We start from the raw sequence: 24259 nt of genomic DNA on the forward strand, positions 1-24259 counted from the left end.
CGACACGTGAAGACGACCGTTTCGCGCTGCCGCCTGCCCGTGTGGCTGCTCCCCGTGCCCTGGACGCTCGCTCTCGGGCTCTGGGGACTGACCCGGGAGCACAGTCTGTGGCGGGACGAGGCCGCGACCTGGATGGCGGCCGGGCGGTCCGTACCCGACATGTGCCGTCTGCTGGAGCAGATGGACGTCGTGCACGGGCTCTACTACCTGCTGATGCACGGGCTGTTCACCTGTTTCGGGCCGGGCATCATCACGCTGCGGCTGCCTTCCGTCCTGGCCATGACGGTGGCCGCGTGCTGTGTGACGGCCGTCGGCGCCCGGCTGACCGGGGCCCGGGCGGGCGTGGCGGGAGGGCTGGCGTTCGGACTGCTTCCCTCCGTGCAGTTCCATCTCCAGGACGGCCGCCCGTACGCGCTGGTGACCGCGGGATGCGCGATCTCGACACTGCTGCTGGTGGACCTGCTCCAGGGCCGCGGTCGCGCCCCCCGCTGGGTGGCGTACGGCAGCACGGTCCTGGTGTGCGCGCTGCTGAACTGGCTGTCACTGCTGATCCTCCCCGCCCACCTGGTGACTTTGGTGTGGACGAAGGCCGGACGGCGCACCTGGGGGTGCTGGGCGGCGGCCGCGACGGCGGCGGTCACCGCGGCACTTCCGCTGATTCTGTTCAGCCGGACTCAGCGCGCCCAGGTGGCGTGGATACCGCCGCTGACCTGGCACACGGTGATCGGCCCCGCGGTTCTGCTGGCGCTCGGCGGTCTCGGTGCGCTGCTGGACCGGCCGCGGGCGGGCCGGCTGTCGGCGGCAGCGGTCGGGCTGCCCCTGCTGGCGGTGCCGCAACTCGGCCTCATCGGGGTCTCCCTGAGCACATCCCTCTACCAGGACCGCTACATCCTGTTCAGCATGCTGGGCCTGGCCCTGCTGATCGGCGCGGTGCTCGACGCCGGAGTGCGGGCGGCCGCCCCCCGGTTCCCGCGGGCGGCGCCGTGGCTCGTTCCGGTGGCGACCGCCGTGGCGGTGGCGGCCCTGCTGCCGCAGACTCTGGAGAAGCGGTCCCCGGCCAGTCGCGTGGACGACGTCCTCGCGGTGGCCGATGACGTGCGGAAACTGAAGAGGACCGGGGACGCGGTGGTCTTCATACCGGCGGACCGGCGTGACACCGCGCTGGTCTCCCCCGACGCCTTCGCCGGCCTGCGCGACGTCGCTCTCGTGCAGAGCGCCGTGGAGTCCGGGAACCTGAAGGGCGTGGAGTCGGGCCCGCGGCGGATACGGGCCGAGATGCTGACGCACCGGCGCATCCTGCTGGTCACCGACGCGCCGGAGGTGGCCCCGGCGGTGTCGGCGGAGCGGGACAGGACGAAGGCGGCGGTACTGCGGAGACACTTCGCGGTGGTGGCGGACGAGCAGGTCCGCGGCCGGCGGGTGACGGTGTACGAGCGGCGCCGGTGACCACGACTCGCCCGGCAACACCGGGCAGCAGCCGGGCCACGACTCGCCCGACAACACCGGGCAGCAGCCGGGCCACGACTCGCCCGACAGCACCAGGCGCCGGCCGCGCCACGCATCCCCCGGCAACACCGGGCAGCGGCCGGGCCACGTCGACCGTGGCCCGGCCGGCCGGGTCACGGCTGGTCCGTCGTGCCCTCCTCCAGCGCCGCGAGCGCCGGGTCCAGGACGATGTCCTCGGCGCGGGCCTCGGTGGTCGGGTCCTCCGGGAAGTGGCAGGCCGTCAGGTGGCCCTCGCTGTTGCCGGTGAGCCGGCTCAGCGGGGGTTCCTCGGCCGCACACTTGTCCTGCGCCTTCCAGCAGCGGGTACGGAAACGGCAGCCGGAGGGCGGAGAGATGGGGGACGGTACGTCACCCGCGAGGCGGATGCGCTCACGTGCGGGCACGTCGTCGGCCGCGAGGTTCACCTCGGGTACGGCGGACAGCAGGGCGTGGGTGTAGGGGTGCCGCGGGCGGGTGTAGATGGAGACGCGGTCGCCCACCTCGATGATCTTGCCGAGGTACATGACCGCGACCCGCTGCGAGAAGTGCCGTACGACGGCCAGGTCGTGGGCGATGAAGACGAAGGCGATGCCCAGTTCCCGCTGCACCTGCTGGAGCAGGTTGACCACCTGCGCCTGGATGGAGACGTCCAGTGCGGAGACCGGCTCGTCGGCGACGATCAGCTTCGGTTCCAGGGCGAGCGCCCGGGCCACGCCGATGCGCTGGCGCTGGCCGCCGGAGAACTCGTGCGGGAAGCGGTTGTAGTGCTCGGGGTTGAGGCCGACGATCTCCAGCAGCTCGCGGACGCGCTTCTCGCGACCGCCCTGCGGCTGGATCCCGTTGATCTCCATCGGACCAGAGATGATCTTGCCGACCGTCTGCCGCGGGTTCAGCGACGAGTACGGATCTTGGAAAATCATCTGGATCTCGGAGCGGATCGGCGCGAGCGCCTTGCGCGTCGCGCGGCTGATGTCCCTGCCCCGGTAGGTGATCGTGCCGCTCGTGGGCTCCATCAGACGCGTGATGAGCCGGCCCGTGGTCGACTTGCCGCAGCCCGACTCGCCGACCAGGCCGAAGCTCTCGCCGGCGTGGACGGTCAGGTCGATGCCGTCCACGGCCTGCACCGCGCCGACCGTACGGCGGATCGGAAAGCCGCCCTTGACCGGGAAGTGCTTGGTCAGCCCCGAGACCTCCAGCAGCGGCTCCCCGTCCGCACCGGCGCTCTTCTCCCGCGGGACCGGGAGGACCAGGTCCTCTTTCATGACGGTGTCCTCCTATGACCTAGCCCAGTCGGGGCTTGATCTCCTCGACGAAGATGGTCCGCTTCTGGTCGGCGGTCAGATGGCAGGCCGACGCCCGGTCCGGGGCCAGCATCGGGCGTTCGTTCACACAGCGGCCCGCCCCCTCCACCCGGTCCTGGAAGGTGCAGCGCGGGTGGAAGCGGCAGCCGGACGGCGGGTGCAGCAGCGAGGGCGGGGTGCCGGGGATCGGGGAGAGCTGGGCGCCGAGGTCGGAGTCGAGGCGCGGCATCGAGTTCAGCAGGCCCCAGGTGTACGGGTGCTGGGGTGCGCGCAGCACCTCCTCGGTCGTGCCCCGCTCCACCGCGCCGCCCGCGTACATCACCATGATGTCGTCGGCCATGTCGGCGATCACGCCCAGGTCGTGGGTGATGAAGACGATGCCGGAACCGAACTCCTGCTGGAGGTCCTTGAGCAGGTCCAGGATCTGGGCCTGGACCGTGACGTCCAGGGCCGTCGTCGGCTCGTCGGCGATCAGCAGGTCGGGGTCGCAGACCAGGGCCATGGCGATCATTGCGCGCTGGCGCATGCCGCCGGAGAACTGGTGCGGGTAGTCCGCCGCCCGTGCCCGGGGGTTGGGGATGCCGACCTTGCCGAGCATCTCCACGGCTCGTTCCCAGCCCTCCTTCTTGGAGGCGCCGTTGTGCTTCATGTACGGCTCGGCGATCTGCCGGCCGACGGTGTAGTACGGGGAGAGCGCGGTGAGGGGGTCCTGGAAGATCATGGCGGCCTTGTTGCCGCGCAGCCTCTCCAGCTCCGACTCCCGGGCCGTGGTCAGCTCCTGCCCGTCCAGCAGGATCTCGCCCTCGACCGTGGTGAACATGGGGTTGTGCAGGCCGAGGATGGTCAGGTTCGTCACCGACTTGCCCGAGCCGGACTCCCCCACGATGCCCAGCGTCCTGCCGCGCTCCAGGTCGAAGGAGAGGCCGTCCACGGCCCGGACGATGCCGTCCTCGGTCTTGAAGCTGACGTGCAGGTCCCGCACCGAGAGCAGAGGACCGGTGCCGGCCGGGTTCGGAGCACCGGCTTCCTTGGTCAGAGTGGTCACGACAGTGCTCCTAGGACAGCCGTACGCGCGGGTCGATGAAGGCGTAGGCGGCGTCGACGATGATGTTGAAGAGCAGGATCATGGTGGCGGAGAACAGCATCACGCCGAGCAGCAGCGGCAGATCGCTGAAGAACACGGACTGCACGGCGAGCTGTCCGAGGCCGGGCAGGCTGAAGGTGGTCTCGGTGATGATGGCGCCGCCGAGCAGCGAGCCGAGGTCGATGCCGAAGATGGTGACGATGGGGATCAGCGAGCCGCGCCAGGCGTAGCGGAAGAAGACGTACTGCCGCGACATGCCCTTGGCGCGGGCGGTGCGGACGTGTTCCTCCTGCAGCTGTTCGATCATCGAGGACCGGGCCATACGGGTGTACTGCGCGGCGAAGATCGTGGAGAGGACGACCCAGGGGATGATCAGGCCGGAGAACCAGGAGGCCGGGTCCTGGGTGAACTCGTTGTAGGCGGGTTTGTCGAACCAGTGGGTCTGGTAGACGAGGACGGCCAGCGCCAGCGGGCCGAGGAAGTAGATCTGCATCGAGCTGAGCACCATCGCGCCGCCGGTCGCCGCCTTGTCGATCAGCGTGCCGCGCCGCCAGGCGGCGAGCAGGCCCGTGCCGAGGCCGACGATCAGGAAGCAGACGGCCCCGCCGAGGGTGAGCGAGAAGGTGATGGGCAGGCGGTCCATCAGGGTGGCCCACACCTGCTCGTTGGTGTGGTACGAGTAGCCGAAGCACGGGGCCGGGCAGGGGCCCTGGGCGAACTGGTCGCTGCCCAGGACGAGATTGTGCAGGAAGATCCAGTACTGCTCGGGGACGGACTTGTCCAGTCCGAGCACATGGTGGATGTTCGCGATGCTGTCCGGGTTGCAGGTCTTGCCGCACATCAGCAGTGCCGGGTCGCGGGGCACTCCGAAGAACAGCAGGAACGCGACGATGCTCAGCAGGAAGAGGATGACGACGGCACCGAGGGTCCGGCGCACGAGGAAGCGCAGCATGGCAGAGGCAGCTCTCTGACGTCGGCGGTCCGGGCGGTACCCGGCGCCCCGCGACTGTGCGGGCGCGCCGGGTACCGCAGGGGACGGTTACTTGATGTAGAGGCGACGCGGGTCGACCCCGCCGAGCACGTCGTCGTAGACGAGGCCGCCGACCTTGGAACCGGCGATCTGCGTCTGCTTGTAGTACGCCGTCGGGACGACGTTGACGACGTCCTTGACGATGTACTGGTCGAGCTTCTCCCACTCGGCCGCGGACTTGACCGGGTCGGTGATCTGGTTGATCCGGTCGATCTCGCTGTTGATCTTCTGGTCGTTGATCTGCGAGTAGTTCTGCGCGCCGTCGGCGATCACGCGGCCGTCGTACAGCGGCGGGATCACGGTCGAGGCGGACGGCCAGTCGGCACCCCACGCGGTGTGGAAGATGTCGTAGTTGTTGTTGAGCTTGGAGACCTGGTCGTAGAAGGTCTCGGCCGGGATCTCCTGGCGCTGGACGTTGAAACCGGCCTTCTTCAGGCCTGCCGCCATGGCGGTGGAGTACTGCTGGCCCTCGGGGGTGTTGATGTAGCCGAAGGTCAGCTTCATGTTGAGCTTGCCGGCCTTCTTCAGCAGTTCCTTGGCCTTGGCCGGGTCACCGGCGGGCTTCTTCTTCTTGCCCCACGGGTCGAACGCCGCGTCGTAGCCGGAGACGGTCGGGGAGATCAGGCCGCCCGCGACCTCCATGGCGTCGGTGCCGCCGTAGGCGCGCACGAACGGGGTGACCGGCAGGGCGTAGGCGATGGCCTCGCGGATCGTCTTGTCCTTCATGGCCGGGTGGCTCATGTTGATGTTCATCTGGCCCACGTACGGCTGGTAGCCGGAGACCGTGCGCGCCTTCATCTTCGGGTCGCGCAGCACCTGGGACAGGTTGCCCGCGTCGACCTGGTTGTTGAAGCTGAGGCCGGCCTGGTCCGCGCCGCTGTCGGCGAGCAGGGCCTTGGTGGACGTCTCGTACTGCTGGTTGAACGTGATGTTGAACTGGTCCACGTACTGGTGGCGGATCGGGTCCGTCTTCGGGTCCCAGTTGGTGTTCTTGACCAGCACCATCGACTTGCCGGACTTGAACGACTGGATCTTGTACGGGCCGGTCACGACCGGCGCCTTGTCGTACCTCTCCTTGGTGTCGCCCTTCTCCGAGACCAGCGCGTAGCCCGCCATCGCCAGGGCGTAGGGCAGGTCGGGGTGCGGGGTCTTGAAGTGGAAGACGATCGTCTTGTCGTCCGGGGTCTCCAGGACCGAGTCCGGCAGGTGCTTGCCCTTGTAGGGGCCGTCCTTGAGGAGCTTGCGGTACTCCGTGCCCGGCTTGTCGGCCAGCCACTGCTGGAGGTAGGTGGGGCCCTGGTTGATGAACGGCGCGAAGAGCCGCTCGACACTGTGCCGGACGTCCTTGGACGTGATCGGGGAGCCGTCCTGGAACTTGACGCCGTCCTTGAGCGTGTACTTCCAGGTCTTGCCGCCGTCGGTGGTGGTGCCGGAGTCGGTGGCGAGGTCGCCGACCACCTCGTGCTTGCTGCCGTCGTTGCTCGTGGCCTTGTAACCGGTCAGGCCGCGGTGGAGCAGCGAGGCGAGCGAGCCCTCGTCGGAGACGTAGATCTGCGCCGGGTCGAGGTGGGCGTAGCTGTCGCGCTGCAGCACCTCCATCGTGCCGCCGGGCTTGGCGCCGGGTACCTCGGCGGCCGGGCCGGTGGAGGCCGCCGCGTCACCGAACTTGATGGACGCCTGCTGCCGCTTGGCGTTCTGCTGGTCCTTCTTGCCGTCGCTGCTGCCGTCGCTGCCGCCCTTGCTGCAACCGGTGAGCACAAGAGCCCCGGCCGCGAGCACGGAGAGTGCGCCGTATGCGTGGCGTCCGCCCCTACTCATCACGAAGATTCCCACCCATCTGTGTGTCACCAGTGCGATCTGTGTGTCACCAGTGCGAAAGAGAACTGCTGGAAGTGCAGTGAGGTGCAGCGGAACTGACGTCCCGTGCGGTTCGGTGCTTGGGTCAGCGCGCGGTCTTGGGATCGAATGCGTCTCTGACCGAGTCCCCGAGCAGGTTGAACGCGACGACAAAAATGATCATCGAGATGCCGGGGAAGAACATGTAGGTGATGTCGTTCTGCATCACCAGTTCGGTGGACGCCTTGGAGAACATCTGTCCCCAGTCCGGCGTCGGTTCGACGATGCCCACGCCGAGGAAGGACAGACCGGCCTCGGCGGTCACGAAACCGGGCAGCAGATACGTCGACTGCACCAGCAACGGGGTGACGATGTTCGGCAGGATCTCCTTGCGGATGATCCGCCACGGCGAGGCGCCGCTGACCTTGGCCGCCTCGATGAACTCCCGTTCCCGCAGGGCGAGTGCGGTACCGCGCAGGATGCGCCCGAGACCCATCCAGCCCAGGAACCACTGGACGAGGATCAGCGCCACCACCCGGACGTACGTGGGTGTCTCGTCGCGCGGGCTGACGAACAGGGAGACGACGACGGGCATGCTCGCGATGAAGAACAGCTGGGCCGGGAAGGCGAGCAGGAAGTCGATGATCCGGCCGATGAAGTAGTCGGCCTTGCCGCCGAGGTAGCCGGCGGTGACGCCGAGCAGGATGCCGGTCACGACGACCGCCACGGTGACGGCGACCGAGATCATCAGCGAGGTGCGGATACCGAAGATCAGCTTGGTGAAGACGTCGTAGCCGTTGCCCGGTTCGAGGCCGAACCAGAACTCGCTGCTGATACCGCCGTTGGGCTGCACCGGAACGCCGGCGCTGTCGAAGAGTTCGGGGCGCTCGTCCGCGTACACGGTGTACGGGTCCTTGCCGTACAGCTTGGAGATCAGCGGGGCGAGCAGTCCGATCAGGAAGAAGAAGCCCACGACGTAGGCCGAGATCACGCCCGTGCGGTCGCGCTTGAAGCGCATCCACATCAGCTGGCCGGGTGACCGGCCTTCGAGCTTGACGGCTTCGTCCTTCGTCTCCGGCCCTGGTTCGCCGTCGACGACGACCGAAGCTCCGCCGCCCTCAATGTCGATAGGACTTGTCACGGTTCGTCCGTTCCACAGGTATAAGTGTGAGTGGTACCCGGGTACTCCGATGACGCGCGAAACCACACTCGGACGCGCGTAGTTCTACAGCCGGATCACACCGATGGACGTGACGGACCGACCCGCTTGGTGTTCGTGACACCGCGCATGGGGGTTCCTCCTCATGACTTCACGTGTTCACCAACAGGAGGGGGTTACCGTCTTCCCTCCGACACCCCTGACGGAGGGTCAGACACCCCTTGGTGCTCGCGAGTCGGCGCTGTCCCCACAGCGCGAGACCCATTGACCCGAGCGCTACGCGGCTAACTATCTGCCATGAGGCAGGTGGCGACCACTGTCTTTAAATCTCAATTCAGTCACAGCTGACGCGAACAACTTCCAAAAACTGGACAAACTGTTCGCCGGGAGAAGGCCGCGAAACGGACGTGTTACATGGGTATCGGTCGGGGATCTCCGCAATCCGGACACCCATGGCCCCGTAGGCGACCACCGGCCGCCGGAAAACGGGTTGCAAAAAGCCCGGGTGCCCCCATCATGGGGCCACCCGGGCTCAACAGCCTGTGGGTCAGCTGTGCTTGGCGCGGCTCGCGGCGCGGGCCCGGTCGCGCTGGTCGAGCACGACCTTGCGGATGCGAACGGCCTCCGGGGTCACCTCGACGCACTCGTCGTCGCGGCAGAACTCCAGCGACTGCTCCAGGGAGAGCTTGCGCGGCGGGACGATGGCCTCGAACGAGTCGGCCGACGAGGACCGCATGTTCGTGAGCTTCTTCTCCTTGGTGATGTTCACGTCCATGTCGTCGGAGCGCGAGTTCTCACCGACGATCATGCCCTCGTACACCTCGGTGCCCGGCTCCGTGAAGAGCACGCCGCGCTCCTGAAGGTTCGTCATGGCGAACGCGGTGACGGCACCGGAGCGGTCGGCGACGAGCGAACCGTTGTTACGGGTCTGCAGGGTCCCGAACCACGGCTCGAAACCCTCGTGGATGGAGTGGCCGATGCCCGTGCCGCGGGTCTGGGTCAGGAACTCGGTCCGGAAGCCGATCAGACCGCGGGAGGGCACCACGAACTCCATGCGCACCCAGCCGGAGCCGTGGTTGGACATGTTGTCCATCCGGCCCTTGCGGACGCCCATGAGCTGGGTGACGGCACCCATGTGCTCCTCGGGCACGTCGATCGTCATGCGCTCGACGGGCTCGTAGGTCTTGCCGTCGACGTCCTTGGTGACGACCTGCGGCTTGCCGATGGTCAGCTCGAAGCCCTCGCGGCGCATCTGCTCGACCAGGATGGCGAGCGCCAGCTCACCACGGCCCTGGACCTCCCAGGCGTCCGGACGCTCGGTGTCCAGGACGCGCAGCGAGACGTTACCGATCAGCTCGCGGTCCAGGCGGTCCTTGACCTGGCGGGCGGTGACCTTGCGGTCCTTGACCGCCGCCTTCGCGTCGGCGCCCTTGCCGGTGCCGCCGCGGCCGACCAACGGGGAGGTGTTGGTGCCGATGACCATGGAGATGGCCGGCTCGTCCACCGTGATCAGCGGGAGCGGGACCGGGTTCTCGGTGTCGGCGAGGGTCTCGCCGATCATGATCTCCGGGATGCCGGCGACGGCACAGATGTCACCCGGTCCGGCCTTCTCGGCGGGCTTGCGGGTGAGCGCCTCGGTCATCATCAGCTCGGTGATGCGGACGTTGCTGATGGACCCGTCACGCTTGATCCAGGCGACCGTCTGGCCCTTGCGCAGCTCGCCCTGCTCGACGCGGAGCAGCGCGATACGGCCGAGGAAGTTGTCGGCGTCGAGGTTGGTGACGTGGGCCTGGAGCGGGGCCTCCTCGTCGTAGGTCGGGGCCGGGATGTGCTCCAGGATCGTGGAGAAGAACGGCTCCAGGCTGTCGCTGTCGGCCGGGACCGTGCCGTCGGCCGGCTTGGTCAGCGAGGCGACGCCGTCGCGGCCGCACGCGTAGACGATCGGGAACTCGATCTGGTCCTCGTCCGCGTCCAGGTCCAGGAACAGGTCGTAGGTCTCGTTGACGACCTCGTCGATCCGGGAGTCGGGGCGGTCCGTCTTGTTGATGCACAGGATGACGGGCAGGCGCTGCTGGAGGGCCTTGCGCAGCACGAAGCGGGTCTGCGGCAGCGGGCCCTCGGAGGCGTCGACCAGCAGCACGACACCGTCCACCATCGACAGACCGCGCTCGACCTCGCCGCCGAAGTCGGCGTGGCCGGGCGTGTCGATGATGTTGATGGTGATCGGTTCCCCGCCGTCCTTCGGGTGGTACTTGACCGCCGTGTTCTTGGCGAGGATCGTGATGCCCTTCTCACGCTCCAGGTCGTTCGAGTCCATGACCCGGTCGTCGACCTGGTCGAGCTGGTGGGCGGCGAACGCGCCGGCCTGCTTCAGCATGCCGTCGACGATGGTGGTCTTGCCGTGGTCGACGTGGGCGACGATGGCGACGTTGCGGATGTCGTGGCGCGTGGCCATATTGCGACGTACTCCCAGAGTGTGAGGAAGGCCCTCTGCGTACGTCCGTGTGACGCGGGCCCTGCCGGGCTTGACATGCCACGGCCTCACCCCATGTTACGTGGCCCCGGGAGGGTCGGCCTCCTCAGGGCCACGGAGGTCTCACCTGCCGGACGGGCTCGGCGAGATCTTCGCCCCCTTCTTCAGGTAGCCCATGTCCTCGAAGACCGGTGTCTGGAACCCGAAGGCCCCCGCGTTGACCAGGTTCTTCCTCGTCCCGACGAGCTGTGGGCGCTGGTACAGCGGGATGGATCCGGCCGCGGCCCAGATCCTGGCGTCGGCCTTGCGGATCAGATTCTCCGCCTCGTCCTCGTCCAGTGTGGTCACGGCCTGGTCGAAGAGCTGGTCGACCTGGTCCGTACCGACCCGCGTGTAGTTCTGCTCGACGTTCACCGAGCCGTCCGCCGCCGGCACCGGCTTGGCGTAGACCGGCCGGGCGTCCGTCGCGGGGAAGGCGGAGGACGGCCAGGAGTAGAGGGCGAGGTCGAAGTCGCCGGCGGCGATGTGGTCCTTGAAGTAGCTCTCGTCCGAGACCTTGGTGATCGTCGTGCGGATGCCGACCTGGTCCAGCATCGTGACGATCCGCTCGGCGACCGTGTTCAGCGTGTCCGAGCCGGGGCCGGAGGGCAGGACGAAGCGGAGCGCGAGCGCCTTGCCGTTCTTGGCGAACGGCCCGGCCGGCGCGGCGGCGGGAGCGGCCGTGCCCTGAGGGGCGTACGCGCCGGGCGCGCTGCCGTGCCGGCCCTCGCGGGCGAGGTGGTCGCCGTGCTCGCGCTTGTCGTCGGCGGACTCGTGGTGCTTGCCCTTGCCGTCGCCGTGCCGGTCGTCCTGCCCCTCGTCCTGCCCCTCGTTCTGTCCCTCGTCGTGCCGGTCCTCGTGTGCCGCGTCCTGCCCGTCGTCCTGGTCCTCGTCCTGTCCGTCGTCCTCCCCGTCGCCCCGCCGGCCGTCCCGTCCCTCGTCCTGCCGGTCGTCCCGCCCCTCGTCCTGAGCCTCGTTCCGCCCCTCGTCCTGCCGGTCGTCCTGAGCCTCGTCCTGCCCGTCGTCGTGGTTCTTGTCGTCCTCGCCGACGATGTACTCACCGTCGCTGCCGCCGTCCGACACGTCCTCGGTCCTGCGCTCGGGGCCGGCCGCCTTCCCGGTCTTCTTCGGCTCCTTGACCGGACCGCCGCGCACCCAGCCGGCGTCGGCGATCAGCGCCTGCGCCTCCTTTGCGTCCTGGTCGCCGATCGCGCCGCTGGAGTCGGCGTAGGCGGCCTGCCCGGACAGCGCGAGGTGGCTGCCGACCGGGACGGCGGGCAGGCCCAGCGGGGTGAGCACCAGCCGGGCCAGTTCCTCGCGGTCCAGGGCGCGGGCGACGGCCCGGCGGACCCGCTCGTCGGCGAGGGGACCGGTGGAACCGTTGAGGGCGAGCTGGGTGTAGGCGGGCTCCAGGGACTTGCGGACCTCGAAGTCGCGCAGCGCCTGCTGCTGCTCCAGGTACCGGGTGATGGCCTTGCGGAGCTTCTTCTTGTCCGCGTGTACCTGGTCGGAGTCGAAGCCGTGGGCGAGCGCCCAGGAGCGCAGCTTCTTCACGGAGGTCTTCCCGGAGCCCTGCAGCGGGGTGCCGGTGCCCTTCTCGCGCGTGGCGAGGCCGATCCGCTGCGCCTCGGCCGTGTCGACCTCGGCGAGGTCCACGCTGCCGTCGGCGAGCGCGGCGGCGCGCTTGTCACGGTCGACGGCGTGCAGCACGATCTGGTTCAGCTTCGCGGGCTTGCCCCACCAGCGCGGGTTGCGGGTGAGGACGACGTCTTTCTTGGCGGTGTCGACCTTCTCGACCTTGAAGGGGCCGGCGGTGACCTCGAGCTTGCGGCGGGCGCCGTCGTTGAAGGCGTCCGGGGTGCCCATGACGTTCTTCGGGTACAGCGGCGAGAACAGCGACCGCCAGTCGGCGTACGGGCGGTCGAAGGTGACCCGGACCTGGAGGTCGTTGGCGCCGCGCTCGATCTTCGCGATCCGGTCGTAGCCGGCGTTGCGCGCGGTCCAGTAGGCGCTGTTCTTGCCGGACAGGGCGCGCCACTGGGCGACGAAGTCGGCGGCGCCGATCTCCCGGCCGTCGCTCCAGACGGCCTGCTGGTTCAGCTTGTAGAGCACGACCTGGCGTGGCTCGGTCTCGATGACCTTGGCCGATTCCAGGTAGGCGGGGTTGGCCACCGGGCGGCCGGACGCGTCCAGGCGGAACATCGACGGCAGCACGGCCTGGGCCACCCGGCCGGTGCCGGCGTCGGCATCGGCCTGGAAGGTGTTGAAGGTCTCGGGCACCGCGTCGACCGCCCACTTGAGGGTGCCGCCGTCGGCGACCACTTCCCGGGCGGCCAGTGCGATGTCCTGCCCGGCGAGGGGCTTGCCGGCCTCGTCCTCGTCGGAGCCGCAGCCTGCGAGGAGCGGCACCGCGAGCGCCCCCGCGGTGAGGAAGGCGACCGAGCGCATGACCGCGCGCGGGCCGACGCCGTCGTGGGACATCCTGCTACCTCCGTGAAGCCGCGGGCTTTATGCTCACATTTGTCGGTATATGGAGCTGATCACTTTTGGCGGTATATGGAGCTGATCAGATCTATGCGGCCACTGAAGAGGAAAGGGTCCGGCCACCGTGGGCGACACGGCGACAGCGGGCGGTAACCCCACCCGTGCGGCGCAACACCCCCCTAGATGCATCCACGCGCCTCCGCCAATCGCTGCACACGCCTTCACATCGGCATGTGTGGCGCGCAACACTCCAAGGCGCATGAACGTTGCCGCCCAGGGCCCGCCGGACCCACGAAAGTGAGGGCAAGCCATGTCCGTGCACGACGACATCACATCGGTCCAGCGTTCCCTGGACGACCTGTACCGGTCGCTGGGGCGCCTGGAACACCAGCTCGGCAGCGGCGGCCTGGACATGCGCCGGGTCCGGCTGGACGCCGACCATCTGCGGGAGAGCGTGGCCCTGCTGCGGGAAGCTGCCGCCGCCCCCGACACGTCCCGCCGCCCCGACCTCGTCACCATCTCCGACGCGCCCTACGACATCAGCCTGTGGACGGACTCGGACGACGAGGGCCTGGGCGCCCGCGACCGCCGCGCCCCCTGAACCCGCTACCGACCGGAGTCCCCGTTGGCCACTGGTACGGAACCCCAACAGAACAGCGGCGGCGTACGCACCCGTACGCGCGCCGCGATCGCCGCCCCGCACCTGCGGACCGACCGCTGGTGGCTGGCGCCCGCCACCACCGCGGCCGGTCTGCTGGCCTTCGTGGTCTACTCGACCTGGCGGGCCTTCGCAGGCGCCCACTACTACGCGGCGCCGTACGTATCGCCGTTCTACTCGCCCTGCCTGGCGGAGAACTGCCGGACCATGCGCTCCGGGCCGAACGCCGACCTGTTCGGGGCCTGGTGGGGCATCTCGCCCGCGATCATCATCCTGGTCTTCCCGCTCGGCTTCCGCCTGACCTGCTACTACTACCGCAAGGCGTACTACCGCGCCTTCTGGGCGTCCCCGCCCGCCTGCGCGGTGGCCGAGCCGCACACGAAGTACACCGGGGAGACCCGCTTCCCGCTGGTCCTGCAGAACCTCCACCGGTACTTCTTCTACGCCGCCCTCCTGGTCGCGGCCGTGCTCACCTACGACACGGTGCTGGCCTTCCGGGACCCGCACTACCGCTGGGGCCACATGGGCCTCGGCACCCTCGTCCTCCTGGTCAACATCGTGCTGATCTGGGCGTACACGCTGTCCTGCCACTCCTGCCGGCACATCGTCGGCGGCAAGCTCAAGCACTTCTCCAGACACCCCGTGCGCTACAAGGCGTGGCAGTTCGTCGGAAAGCTCAACGCCCGCCACATGCAGCTGGCCTGGGCCTCGCTGCTGAGCGTCGCGCTCGCCGACTTCTACGTCTATCTCGTCGCGTCCGGGGTCTTCGACGACCCGCGCTTCTTCTAGAGATTCCAGTGAGGGACTGACTGATGTCCGTGGTGGACCGGCAGGAGTGGGACGTCGTCGTGGTCGGTGCCGGCGGCGCCGGGCTGCGGGCCGCGATCGAGGCGCGCGAGCGGGGCGCCCGTACGGCGGTGATCTGCAAGTCACTGTTCGGCAAGGCGCACACGGTGATGGCCGAGGGCGGCATCGCGGCGGCGATGGCCAACGCCAACGAGCACGACAACTGGCAGGTCCACTTCCGCGACACCATGCGCGGCGGCAAGTTCCTCAACCAGTGGCGGATGGCCGAGCTGCACGCGCAGGAGGCACCGGAGCGGGTGTGGGAGCTGGAGACCTGGGGTGCGCTGTTCGACCGTACGAAGGACGGCCGGATCTCGCAGCGCAACTTCGGCGGCCACGAGTACCCGCGCCTGGCCCACGTCGGCGACCGTACGGGGCTGGAGCTGATCCGCACGCTCCAGCAGAAGATCGTGGCTCTGCAGCAGGAGGACTTCAAGGAGACCGGGGACTACGAGTCCCGGCTCAAGGTCTTCCAGGAGTGCACGGTCACCAGGGTCCTCAAGGACGGACCGCGCGTCTCGGGGGTCTTCGCCTACGAGCGCGAGTCCGGCCGTTTCTTCGTCCTGGAAGCACCTGCCGTGGTCGTCGCGACCGGCGGCATCGGCAAGTCCTTCAAGGTCACCTCGAACTCCTGGGAGTACACGGGTGACGGTCACGCGCTGGCACTGCTGGCCGGTGCCCCGCTGCTGAACATGGAGTTCGTGCAGTTCCACCCGACCGGCATGGTCTGGCCGCCGTCCGTGAAGGGCATCCTCGTCACCGAGTCGGTGCGCGGGGACGGCGGGGTGCTGCGGAACTCCGACGGCAAGCGGTTCATGTTCGACTACATCCCGGACGTCTTCAAGGAGAAGTACGCCGAGTCGGAGGACGAGGGCGACCGGTGGTACGAGGACCCGGACAACAACCGGCGCCCTCCCGAACTGCTCCCCCGCGACGAGGTGGCGCGGGCCATCAACGCCGAGGTGAAGGCGGGCCGCGGCTCACCGCACGGCGGGGTCTTCCTCGACGTCTCCACCCGTATGCCCGCCGAGGTGATCCGCCGCCGGCTGCCGTCCATGTACCACCAGTTCAAGGAGCTGGCGGACGTCGACATCACGGCCGAGGCGATGGAGGTCGGCCCGACCTGCCACTACGTCATGGGCGGCATCGCGGTCGACTCCGACACCGCGGCGGCCCGCGGGGTGCCGGGGCTGTACGCGGCCGGCGAGGTGGCCGGCGGCATGCACGGCTCCAACCGGCTCGGCGGCAACTCGCTCTCGGACCTGCTGGTCTTCGGCCGACGGGCGGGCTGGCACGCGGCCGAGTACGCACAGGGGCCGGCACACCAGCGCCCGCCGGTCGACGACGCCCAGGTCAACACGGCCGCGGCCGAGGCCCTGCGGCCCTTCTCGGCGGAGACGGAGGGCGAAGCGGGGCCGCCGGAGAACGCGTACACCCTGCACCAGGAACTCCAGCAGACCATGAACGACCTGGTCGGCATCATCCGCCGCGAGGGCGAGATGGAACAGGCCCTGCACAAGCTGGCCGAGCTGCGAGCACGTGCCCGGCGGGCCGGGGTCGAGGGCCACCGGCAGTTCAACCCCGGCTGGCACCTCGCCCTGGACCTCAGGAACATGCTGCTGGTCAGCGAGTGCGTGGCCCGGGCCGCACTGGAGCGCACCGAGTCGCGCGGCGGCCACACCCGCGAGGACCACCCGACGATGGACCGCGCCTGGCGCAACGTGAACCTGCTCTGCACCCTGGCCGACCCCACCGGCGGGCTCGCGGCGACCGACCCCGCCCGGGGCCAGATCCGCCTAGCCCGTGAGACCACCGATCCCATCCGCCCGGACCTGCTCGCCCTCTTCGAGAAGGAGGAGCTGGTCAAGTACCTCGCCGAAGAGGAGCTGTACGAGTGAGCAGCTACGAGGCCCGTTTCAAGGTGTGGCGGGGCGACGAACAGGGTGGCGGCCTGCAGGACTACACGGTCGAGGTGAACGACGGCGAGGTGGTCCTGGACATCGTCCACCGCCTCCAGGCCACCCAGGCGCCCGACCTGGCCGTGCGCTGGAACTGCAAGGCCGGCAAGTGCGGTTCGTGCTCGGCGGAGATCAACGGCCGGCCGCGGTTGCTGTGCATGACCCGCATGTCGGTCTTCGACCGCACGGAGACGATCACGATCACTCCCCTCCGCGCGTTCCCGGTGGTCCGTGACCTGGTGACGAACGTCGGCTTCAACTACCAGAAGGCGAGGGAGGTCCCGGCCTTCGTGCCGCCCGCCGGGGTGGGACCCGGCGAGTACCGCATGATGCAGGAGGACGTCGACCGCTCGCAGGAGTTCCGCAAGTGCATCGAGTGCTTCCTGTGCCAGGACACCTGCCATGTGGTCCGCGATCACGAGGAGAACAAGACGGCGTTCGCCGGCCCGCGCTTCCTGATGCGGGTGGCCGAACTCGACATGCACCCACTGGACGCGGCCGCCGAGACCGGCCTGGACCGCAAGCGCACGGCCCAGGACGAACACGGCCTCGGCTACTGCAACATCACCAAGTGCTGCACGGAGGTCTGCCCCGAGGGCATCAAGATCACGGACAACGCCCTGATCCCGTTGAAGGAACGGGCGGTGGACCGCAAGTACCGCCCGCTGGTGTGGCTGGGCTCCAAGATCGGAAGACGGACGCCGTAAGGGACAGCGCCCGGGCCGGGCCGTGCTCCGCGAGACCGCGCACGACGTCGACGCGCAGGAAGGGGACGCACACCCGGGCGTCCCCTGTCACCTGTCCCCTGTGACCTGTCACCTGTCACCTGTCACCTGTCACCTGTCACCTGTCACCTGTCACCTGTCACCTGTCACCTGTCACCGACCCAGTTTTCCTCGTAGTCCCGCCAGTCCGTCTCGGTCGCCGCGAAGTCGACGTACAGGGCCACGCCGAAACGGGCGCGGTCGGCGTCGGTGCGGGACAGTCCCAGGCGGACACCGCGTACGGCGGCCGGGACCGTCTCCGCATGCGCCCAGTGGCCGAACCGGTTCTCGTGGTAGAAGGGCAGGCCCATGAGGAGGTCGGTGGAGTCCGGGGTGACCTCCAGGGCGAGGCTGGTCTGCTGGGCCACATAGCCGCCGTACAGGCTCTGCATCGGCTGCAAGGTGTCGTACGACATCACGGCGATCTGGTCCACCCGGCGGGCCACCTGCCCGAAGTAGGCCTGCGACCACCACTTGGGGTGCCCGGTGGTCGTGCCCCAGAAGGAGTGGAACGCGGGCAACGGGTCGATCTGGTGGGCGGCGACGGACAGGACGGCGTGGCGGCCGCGGGTGAGGTTGCGCAGGTCGTCGAGGAGGGAGAGGTAGTCACGGTCGCCGGAGTGCAGGGGCTCCAGGTCGAAGTGGGTGCCCTCGAAGCCGGCGTCGAGGATCTGACGGGCGGAGGTCACGACCGCCGCACGGGTGTCCGCGCGCTCCAGACGCAGCCCCTGCGGGCCCTCACTGGCCAGCTTGTCGCCGAGCCACGCCTGCACCCGCACCCCGGGCAGCTCCCGGTGCACGGCACCGATCAGCCAACGGGCCCGTGGGTAGGCCGAGCGGGGCAGCGTCCCGTCGTGCTCCAGCGGCCCCGCGTGGACGTAGAGATCCCGGATCCCGGTCTTCCGCAGCCGCACGGCCAGCGCCTCGACGTCCTTGTCGGTCTTACGCCCGTCCACCCAGGCATGGCCCAGCCAGAGGGCGTCCTGGTGCCGGGTGCGGGTGCCGGGGGCTGGATCGCCGGTGTAGTTGATGCGCAGCGCCGTCTCGGCGGTGAGGAGGGGGAGCGTGAGGAGGGCGAGGGCGAGAAGGAGGACCCGCACGATGCGCCGCCGACGGCGCCGGGGGCGAGGGTGGGGTTGATCGTCCGAACGGGCGCCCGGCGGCCCCGGTGCCCGGCCTTCACCACCGCCTTCACTGCCGCCTTCACCGCCGCCTTCACCGCCGCCTTCCGGCTCCGCTCGCTGGTCGCGCCCGTCCGTCCGCGTTTCGTCCGCGCGCGTGCCGTCCTTCGGGTTCTCGTGCGCGCGGGAGACACGGGAGACGTCGTCCTTCCGGTTCTCGTCCCCGCGGATGCCGTCCGTCTGGGGCTCGTCCGGGCGGGGTTCGGCCGTCCGGGGCTCGTCCGTCCGGGGTTCGGCCGTCCGGGGTTCGGCCGTCCGGGGTTCGGCCGTCCGGGGCTCGGCCGTCCAGGGCTCGTCCGTCCGGGACTCGTCCGTGCGGGGCTCCTCCCTCGGGTGCTCGTCCGTCCGGGGCTCGTCCGGGCGGGGGGTCGTCCTCCGGTTCGTGTCCGTCCGGTTTTCGCCCGTCCCCATCTCGTCCATCCCGTCCCCCTGTCGATCTGGTCCCCCACCCGTATCCATCCCGCTCGCGAAGGCGCCTACCTGCCCATACGCTCCGAAATGTGACGTCCTCCTTGATCCGGGACCGGGCCCGGCCCCGGCGCGCCACCGCGCACATACGGGTGCGGGTGGCGCATGCCGTGCTGGGTGTCCTGGCCGGAGCCGGGTGGCTGGTGTTGCCGGTGATGACGGTGAGCGCCCATGATCCGGTTCCCGTGGCCCCCTCCGGCACGGTCGCGAGCGGTGCCGCACCGCAGCAGGACGAGACCTCCACGGCCGACTTGGTGCTGCCCCTCGTCGCAGGCACCGCGGCTGTGGCCCTGGCCGGATACGGCTACCTGCGCCGCGCGCGGCGGGCCCGCACCCGGACGACTCCGGGGATCGTCTCGGCCCGGCCGCCCGCTCCCACCCCGGCCGACTCCGAACGCCAGGCCCGGGCGGCGCTGCGCCTGGCCGACGACTGCGTGCGCACCAGCCGGGAGGAACTGTCCTTCGTACGGGAGGGGTTCGGGGAGAAGCCGGCGGAACCGTTCACTCATGCGCTGCGGGCGGCCGAGACCGAACTGTCGGCGGCGTTCGCGATCTGGCGGCGGTACGAGGAGGGCCTCCCGCAGGACACGAGCGCCCGGCGCCAGGCTCTGGTGGGCGTGATCGGCCGCTGCGCGGAGGCGGGACGCCGGCTGGACGCGGAGGCGGGGGCGCTGGACCGGTTGCGGGGGTTGGGCGAGTGGGGCGCTGGGCCGGGCGTGGGAGAGCGCGGGCTCGACCAGCGCCGGGCGGACGAGGGGGATGAGCGGGACGAGGGCGAGGCCGGCGGACCAAGGGTGGTCGAGCAGGAGACGGTGGAGGCGGAGGGGGCCGAGGCGGAGCCGGGCGGGGCCGGTGGGTCGCCGGGTGCGGGGGCTGCGCTGGAGGTGGCCGAGGCGGGGTCGGGCGGGGCCGGGGACGGGACGCCGGGTGTCGGGGCTGCGCTGGAGGTGGCCGAGAGGCGGTTCCGGGACGTGGCGGCGCGGACGGTGACCGCGCAGGAGACCGTGGCGTCGCTCCGGAGGCGGTACGCGCACTCGGCGTCCGAATCCGTCACCGGGTACGTCGAACAGGCGAAGGACCGGCTGCTGTTCGCCACCGCGCGGCTCAACGAGGCCCGGCAGGCCGCCGATGCGGGGGGCCACGGGCGGGCGGCCCGGCACCTGCGGGCGGGCGAGGGAGCGGTGGCTCAGGCCGAGATCCTCGTGGACGGGGTGGCACGGCTGGCGGCGCGGCTGCGGGAGGCGGCAGGACTCGTACCCGCCGCGCTGACCGGCGCGGCGGCGGAGCTTGCGGCGGTCCGGGGCGAGGGGGCGCAGACCTCGCTGACCACGGGTGAGCTGCATGCCCGCCTGGCGTACGCGGACGGAGTGCTGGCGGCGGTCCGCGAGGAGTTGACCGGCGGACCGTACGACCCGCTGGACGCGCTGCGCCGGATGGCACGGGCCGTCGAGCGGGTGGAGGGAGCACGGCCGGGCGTGCTGGACACCGCGGCGCTGCTCGTGGCGCGGAGCACGGTCGCCGGGGCGGAGGAGTTCGTCGCGGTGCACCGGGGCGCGGTGGGTGCGCAGGCCCGCGCCCGGCTGGCGGAGGCGATACGGGAGCTGGCCGAGGGAAACGCCGGGCGTGCGGACACGGCGGCCGGGGAGGCGAGGGAACTGGCCGGGCGGGACGTACGGGCGCACGGCACCCCGTACGTCGGTGCGGAAGCGGACACGGCAGGTCTGGCGGGTGCGGTACTGGGCGGAATCCTCCTGGCCGAGGACCCGGACGGCGGCCCCCCGGCCGGCTTCGGCGGCCCCCGCACCCGAACCCGCCACCACCTGCCGCCCTGACCGAGCCGGACCAGCCGACCAAGGTGAAGTCCCGGCCTCCCGTCCCGCTCCGGCGGCCCCGCACCCGAACCCGCCGCCTGTCGCCCTGACCGAGCCGGACCAGCCGACCAAGGTGAAGTCCCGGCCCGCCGGCCCCGCTTCCGCGACCCCGCTCCCGCTCCCGCCACCTACCGCCCTCGGCAAGCCCGATCAGCCGACCAAGGCAAAGCCCCCGGCCTCCCGTCCCGCTCCGGCGGCCCCGCACCCGAACCCGCCGCCTGTCGCTCCGCGGGAGTCGGGTGGGCCGGCCAGGGTCGGGTCAGAAGAGGCTCAGCAGGGCCTCGGCCGGGTCTGTGAGGCCTCCTTCTCCGCCCGGGAGCGGCAGTTCGAACCACACCGTCTTGCCGCGAGGGGTCCGGCGGGAGCCCCAGGCCGCGCTGAGCAGTCCGACCAACTGCAGCCCGCGTCCCCCCTCGTCGGTGTCGCGGGCCCGCCGGCGCCGCGGCTGGACCAGTCCGGAGTCCCAGACCTCGCAGACCAGCGTGCGGTCCAGCAGCAGCCGTAGCCGGATGTCTCCCTCGCCGTACCGCAGCGCGTTCGTCACCAGCTCGCTGACCAGGAGTTCCGTTGTGTCGACCAGCGGTTCCAGGTCCCAGGACAGCAGCTGGCCGCGGGCGTACTCGCGGGCCCGGCCCACGCTGCGCGGCTCGCGGGGCAGCGTCCAGTCCCCCACGGAGTCGGCGGGCAGACCCTGCACGCGGGCCATCAGCAGGGCGATGTCGTCCTCGCCATGGTGGGTGTCGAGGGTGTTGAGGACGTGGTCACAGACGTCCTCCAGGGGCCGGGTGGGGTCCGTCAGCGCACCCACGAAGGCCTGGAGACCCTCGTCCAGAGGGTGGTCGCGGGACTCGACCAGGCCGTCGGTGTAGAGCGCCAGCAGCGCGCCTTCGGGGAGTTCGACCTCGACCTCCTCGAACGGCTCGCCTCCCACGCCGAGCGGCATGCCGGGCGGCACGTCGAGCATCAGCGCCGGCTCGCCGGGCTCGACCAGCACCGGCGGCAGATGGCCGGCGTTGGCGAACGTACAGCGTCTGGTCACGGAGTCGTACACGGCGTACACGCAGGTCGCGAGGTACACCTCGGAGAGGTCGGCGTCCCGGGGCTGCCGGGCGGTGCGGGTGGCCTGCTGGACCCCGCCGGGCGTGCCGAGCCCGCGTGCGATCTCGTCCAGCGCCGACAGCACCTCGGCCGGTTCGAGGTCGAGCAGAGCCAAGGTGCGTACGGCCGTGCGGAGTTCACCCATGGCCACGGCGGCCCGCAGGCCGCGGCCCATGACGTCCCCGACCACCAACGCCGTACGGTGTCCCGGCAGTTCGATGACGTCGAACCAGTCGCCGCCGACCTCGGTCGCCGCGTTGCCCGGCAGGTAGCGGCAGGCGATGTCCAGGCCGGACGCCTCGGGGTCGCCGGGCGGGAGCAGGGACCGTTGCAGTATCAACGCCCTTTCGTGCTCGCGGCGGTAGAGGCGGGCGTTGTCGATGCAGACCGCGGCACGTGCGGCCAGCTCCACCGCGAGGTCCCGGTCGCGCTCGCCGAACGGCTCGCTGCCCTTCGTCCGGGCGAACTGCGCGAGCCCTACGACCGTGTCGTGGGCGACCATCGGCACGGCCAGCGTGGACTGCACGAGGCCGCCCTCCTCGGCGGGCACGCGTTGCGGGCGGGCGGTCCGCAGGGCGTCCGCGCAGGGCGAGTTGAACGGGAAGTGGTGGACCGCGCCGACCTCGACGGGTTGCCCGGACCCGCTGAACGGGGCGCCGGAGACGGCGCTGGCGAAGGCCACGCGGCGCAGTTCGGCGCTGCCGTCGGCGAGGCCGGGCGGGGTCTCGTCGCCAGCCAGCAGGCCCTGGTAGAGGTCGACGGTGGCGAGGTCGCAGAAGCCGGGGACGACCACGTCGAGGAGTTCGCGGGCCGTGGTCTCCAGGTCCAGGGAGTTTCCTATGCGCGCGCCGGCCTCGTTGAGCAGGGCGAGATTGCGCCGGGCCGCGGCGGCCTCGCGGGCGGCGGCGCGCCGGGCGGTGATGTCGGTGCCGAGCCAGGCGATGCCGATGGGCCGGCCGGTGCCGCTGTGCACGCGGTAGAGGTTGACCGACCAGTGCCGGCGTTCCTCGGAGCCCGGGACGAAGCCGGTGACGTGCATGTCGGTGATGGACTCGCCGGACTCCAGCACCCGCCGCAGGGTGGCCGAAACCCGCTCGGCCTCGGGGCGCGGCAGATAGTCGTGAACTCCCCTGCCCCGGTGGTCGTCCGGGGATCCGCCGAAGATGGAGGCGAATCGCATGTTGGCGCGGCGGATCCGCAGATCGGTGTCGATCAGCAGGAACCCGAAAGGGGATTGACCGAATATCGACTGCGAGGCGGCGAGATCGGTCTCGATGCTGCGCAGCGTGCGGACGTCCACGACGATGCAGACGGCGGCCTTCTCGCCCTCGGCCGTGCGGGTGGGCATGACGTAGACCTCGGCCAGGCCCTCTTCGCCGCGGATGCCGTCCGGCCGGTCCGGCATCCGGAAGGGCACCACGCCGGTCCACTCGCGCCCGTCGAGGATTTCGGCCATCTTCCGCTGGCCGCGCGTGCGGAGGTCGGGGTCGATGAAGGCCTGTATGGGGTCCATGCCGACGGCGCGTTCGGCCGGGACGCCGAAGAGCTGCTCCGCGCGCAGACTCCACTGGTCGACCAGCCCGCCGGGGCTGATGGAGAAGGAAGCGGCCCTGATGTAGTCGTAGATCGAACCGGGCGGACTGCTCTGCCACATGGCGTCGCCGGGTGCCGCGGCATCCTCCGCGGCCTGACTCCTCGCGCCGTCCGACGGGTCCTCGGACTCCGTGGCCTTCGCTGGTATCTCGCTCACGCGAACCGTCCCCTCCAGCTCACCGCGCCCGGCACCGGTCACCGGGGGCGGCTGCCCGCAGTATCCAGCACTACGGTGCCGCACGACACGGTGTTCACGATCACAGCTCGGTCCAGGTGTTTTTCGGACCGGTCGGTGACAACACTTCCACTCTTCTAACCAAGGAACACACCGTCGAATCACCGACCTCCGGACCGCGTGCGCCCCCGGCGCGCACGGTGAACGGCGCACCGGCGGCTGTACACCCCCCGCTCCGGCGGATGCTCCGGCCTCATTCGGGCACCGTCAGCTCGAACCAGACGGTCTTACCGGCCGGTCCGGGCCGGGTGCCCCAGCGACGCGAGGACCCGGCGACCAGCTGGAGGCCGCGTCCGCTCTCGTCCTCGGGATGCGCGGCTCGCTCGCGCGGCGGATCCGGGAGCGGGTCGGAGACCTCTACCCGCAGCGCGCCGTCGAGCCCGGCGGGGCGGACCAGCCGTACGCCGATGGGTCCGGTGGCGTGCCGCAGGGAGTTGGTGACCAGCTCGCTGACGAGCAGTGCGGCGAGGTCGGCGAGGCAGTCGAGGTGCCAGCCTTGCAACTGGCGGCGGACCGCAGCGCGGGCGGCACGCACGGCGCCCGGTTCCGCGGGAAAGGTCCACTCGGCGCAGTCACCATCGGTGTCGATCACGCCGATCACTTCCCGGGCCAGCGAGCCTACCCATGTCCGGTTTCATGGGGTTAATGGGCACATACCCGATATCCAGCAGGCAGTACCGTGCGAGAGGGCGCACT

Annotated in this window: 16 protein-coding genes; 6 read left to right on the forward strand and 10 right to left on the reverse strand. The window is 70.3% G+C overall.

Annotation, left to right across the window (positions count from 1 at the left end; genetic code table 11):
- Nucleotides 1-6 precede the first annotated feature (6 nt).
- Complete coding sequence (locus ACZ4SF_RS06440; protein WP_468379023.1) at nt 7-1446, forward strand: glycosyltransferase family 39 protein; 1440 nt, start codon at nt 7-9, stop codon at nt 1444-1446.
- A 173-nt stretch (nt 1447-1619) separates the two neighbouring features.
- On the opposite strand, the gene ACZ4SF_RS06445 is transcribed toward ACZ4SF_RS06440, so the two are convergent.
- From ACZ4SF_RS06445 to ACZ4SF_RS06475, 7 genes are all read right to left on the reverse strand, one after another.
- Nucleotides 1620-2747 carry an ABC transporter ATP-binding protein gene (locus ACZ4SF_RS06445; RefSeq protein WP_468379026.1) on the reverse strand — a complete coding sequence of 376 codons (1128 nt, stop codon included), beginning with the start codon at nt 2745-2747 and terminating at the stop codon, nt 1620-1622.
- A 19-nt stretch (nt 2748-2766) separates the two neighbouring features.
- Nucleotides 2767-3831: an ABC transporter ATP-binding protein gene (locus tag ACZ4SF_RS06450; RefSeq protein ID WP_468379028.1), complete on the reverse strand. Its 1065-nt coding sequence runs from the start codon at nt 3829-3831 to the stop codon at nt 2767-2769.
- Between the two features lie 10 nt (nt 3832-3841).
- Complete coding sequence (locus tag ACZ4SF_RS06455; protein WP_468379031.1) at nt 3842-4822, reverse strand: ABC transporter permease; 981 nt, start codon at nt 4820-4822, stop codon at nt 3842-3844.
- Between the two features lie 87 nt (nt 4823-4909).
- Nucleotides 4910-6718 carry an ABC transporter substrate-binding protein gene (locus tag ACZ4SF_RS06460; protein ID WP_468379034.1) on the reverse strand — a complete coding sequence of 603 codons (1809 nt, stop codon included), beginning with the start codon at nt 6716-6718 and terminating at the stop codon, nt 4910-4912.
- A 124-nt stretch (nt 6719-6842) separates the two neighbouring features.
- Entirely contained in the window at nt 6843-7877 is a 1035-nt protein-coding gene (locus tag ACZ4SF_RS06465; protein WP_468379037.1) for an ABC transporter permease, read from the reverse strand.
- Between the two features lie 565 nt (nt 7878-8442).
- Nucleotides 8443-10350, reverse strand: coding sequence for a translational GTPase TypA (gene typA / locus ACZ4SF_RS06470; RefSeq protein WP_468379039.1), 1908 nt, complete (start codon nt 10348-10350; stop codon nt 8443-8445).
- 141 nt (nt 10351-10491) lie between these two features.
- On the reverse strand, nt 10492-12888 hold the full coding sequence (locus tag ACZ4SF_RS06475) for an ABC transporter family substrate-binding protein (RefSeq protein ID WP_468379042.1): 2397 nt from the start codon (nt 12886-12888) through the stop codon (nt 10492-10494).
- Between the two features lie 313 nt (nt 12889-13201).
- On the opposite strand from ACZ4SF_RS06475, the gene ACZ4SF_RS06480 reads away from it, so the two are divergent.
- From ACZ4SF_RS06480 to ACZ4SF_RS06495, 4 genes are read left to right on the forward strand one after another with little or no spacing between them, the layout of a single operon-like run.
- Nucleotides 13202-13492, forward strand: coding sequence for a hypothetical protein (locus ACZ4SF_RS06480; RefSeq protein ID WP_468379045.1), 291 nt, complete (start codon nt 13202-13204; stop codon nt 13490-13492).
- Nucleotides 13493-13516: 24 nt separating this feature from the next.
- Complete coding sequence (locus ACZ4SF_RS06485) at nt 13517-14338, forward strand: hypothetical protein (protein WP_468379048.1); 822 nt, start codon at nt 13517-13519, stop codon at nt 14336-14338.
- 23 nt (nt 14339-14361) lie between these two features.
- Nucleotides 14362-16293, forward strand: a complete 1932-nt coding sequence (locus ACZ4SF_RS06490; protein WP_468379051.1) for a fumarate reductase/succinate dehydrogenase flavoprotein subunit — start codon at nt 14362-14364, stop codon at nt 16291-16293.
- Nucleotides 16290-17060 (forward strand): succinate dehydrogenase/fumarate reductase iron-sulfur subunit, encoded by a 771-nt coding sequence (locus ACZ4SF_RS06495; protein WP_468379053.1) that lies wholly within the window; start codon nt 16290-16292, stop codon nt 17058-17060. Before ACZ4SF_RS06490 ends, ACZ4SF_RS06495 begins: the two co-directional genes overlap by 4 nt.
- Nucleotides 17061-17224: 164 nt before the next feature.
- On the opposite strand, the gene ACZ4SF_RS06500 is transcribed toward ACZ4SF_RS06495, so the two are convergent.
- The gene (locus ACZ4SF_RS06500; protein ID WP_468380398.1) at nt 17225-18469 is read right to left on the reverse strand and encodes a glycoside hydrolase family 18 protein; all 1245 of its coding nucleotides are present in this window, start codon (nt 18467-18469) and stop codon (nt 17225-17227) included.
- 329 nt (nt 18470-18798) lie between these two features.
- Here ACZ4SF_RS06500 and ACZ4SF_RS06505 point away from each other — a divergent pair, with 329 nt between their 5' ends.
- Nucleotides 18799-20598, forward strand: coding sequence for a hypothetical protein (locus ACZ4SF_RS06505; RefSeq protein ID WP_468379056.1), 1800 nt, complete (start codon nt 18799-18801; stop codon nt 20596-20598).
- A 298-nt stretch (nt 20599-20896) separates the two neighbouring features.
- Here the strand turns inward: ACZ4SF_RS06505 and ACZ4SF_RS06510 are convergent, their stop codons facing one another.
- Both ACZ4SF_RS06510 and ACZ4SF_RS06515 read right to left on the reverse strand, forming a co-directional pair.
- Nucleotides 20897-23485 carry a SpoIIE family protein phosphatase gene (locus ACZ4SF_RS06510; protein ID WP_468379059.1) on the reverse strand — a complete coding sequence of 863 codons (2589 nt, stop codon included), beginning with the start codon at nt 23483-23485 and terminating at the stop codon, nt 20897-20899.
- Between the two features lie 271 nt (nt 23486-23756).
- Complete coding sequence (locus tag ACZ4SF_RS06515) at nt 23757-24164, reverse strand: ATP-binding protein (protein ID WP_468379062.1); 408 nt, start codon at nt 24162-24164, stop codon at nt 23757-23759.
- Between the last annotated feature and the right edge of the window lie 95 nt (nt 24165-24259).

The organism is Streptomyces sp. NPDC027663 (genome assembly GCF_055566415.1).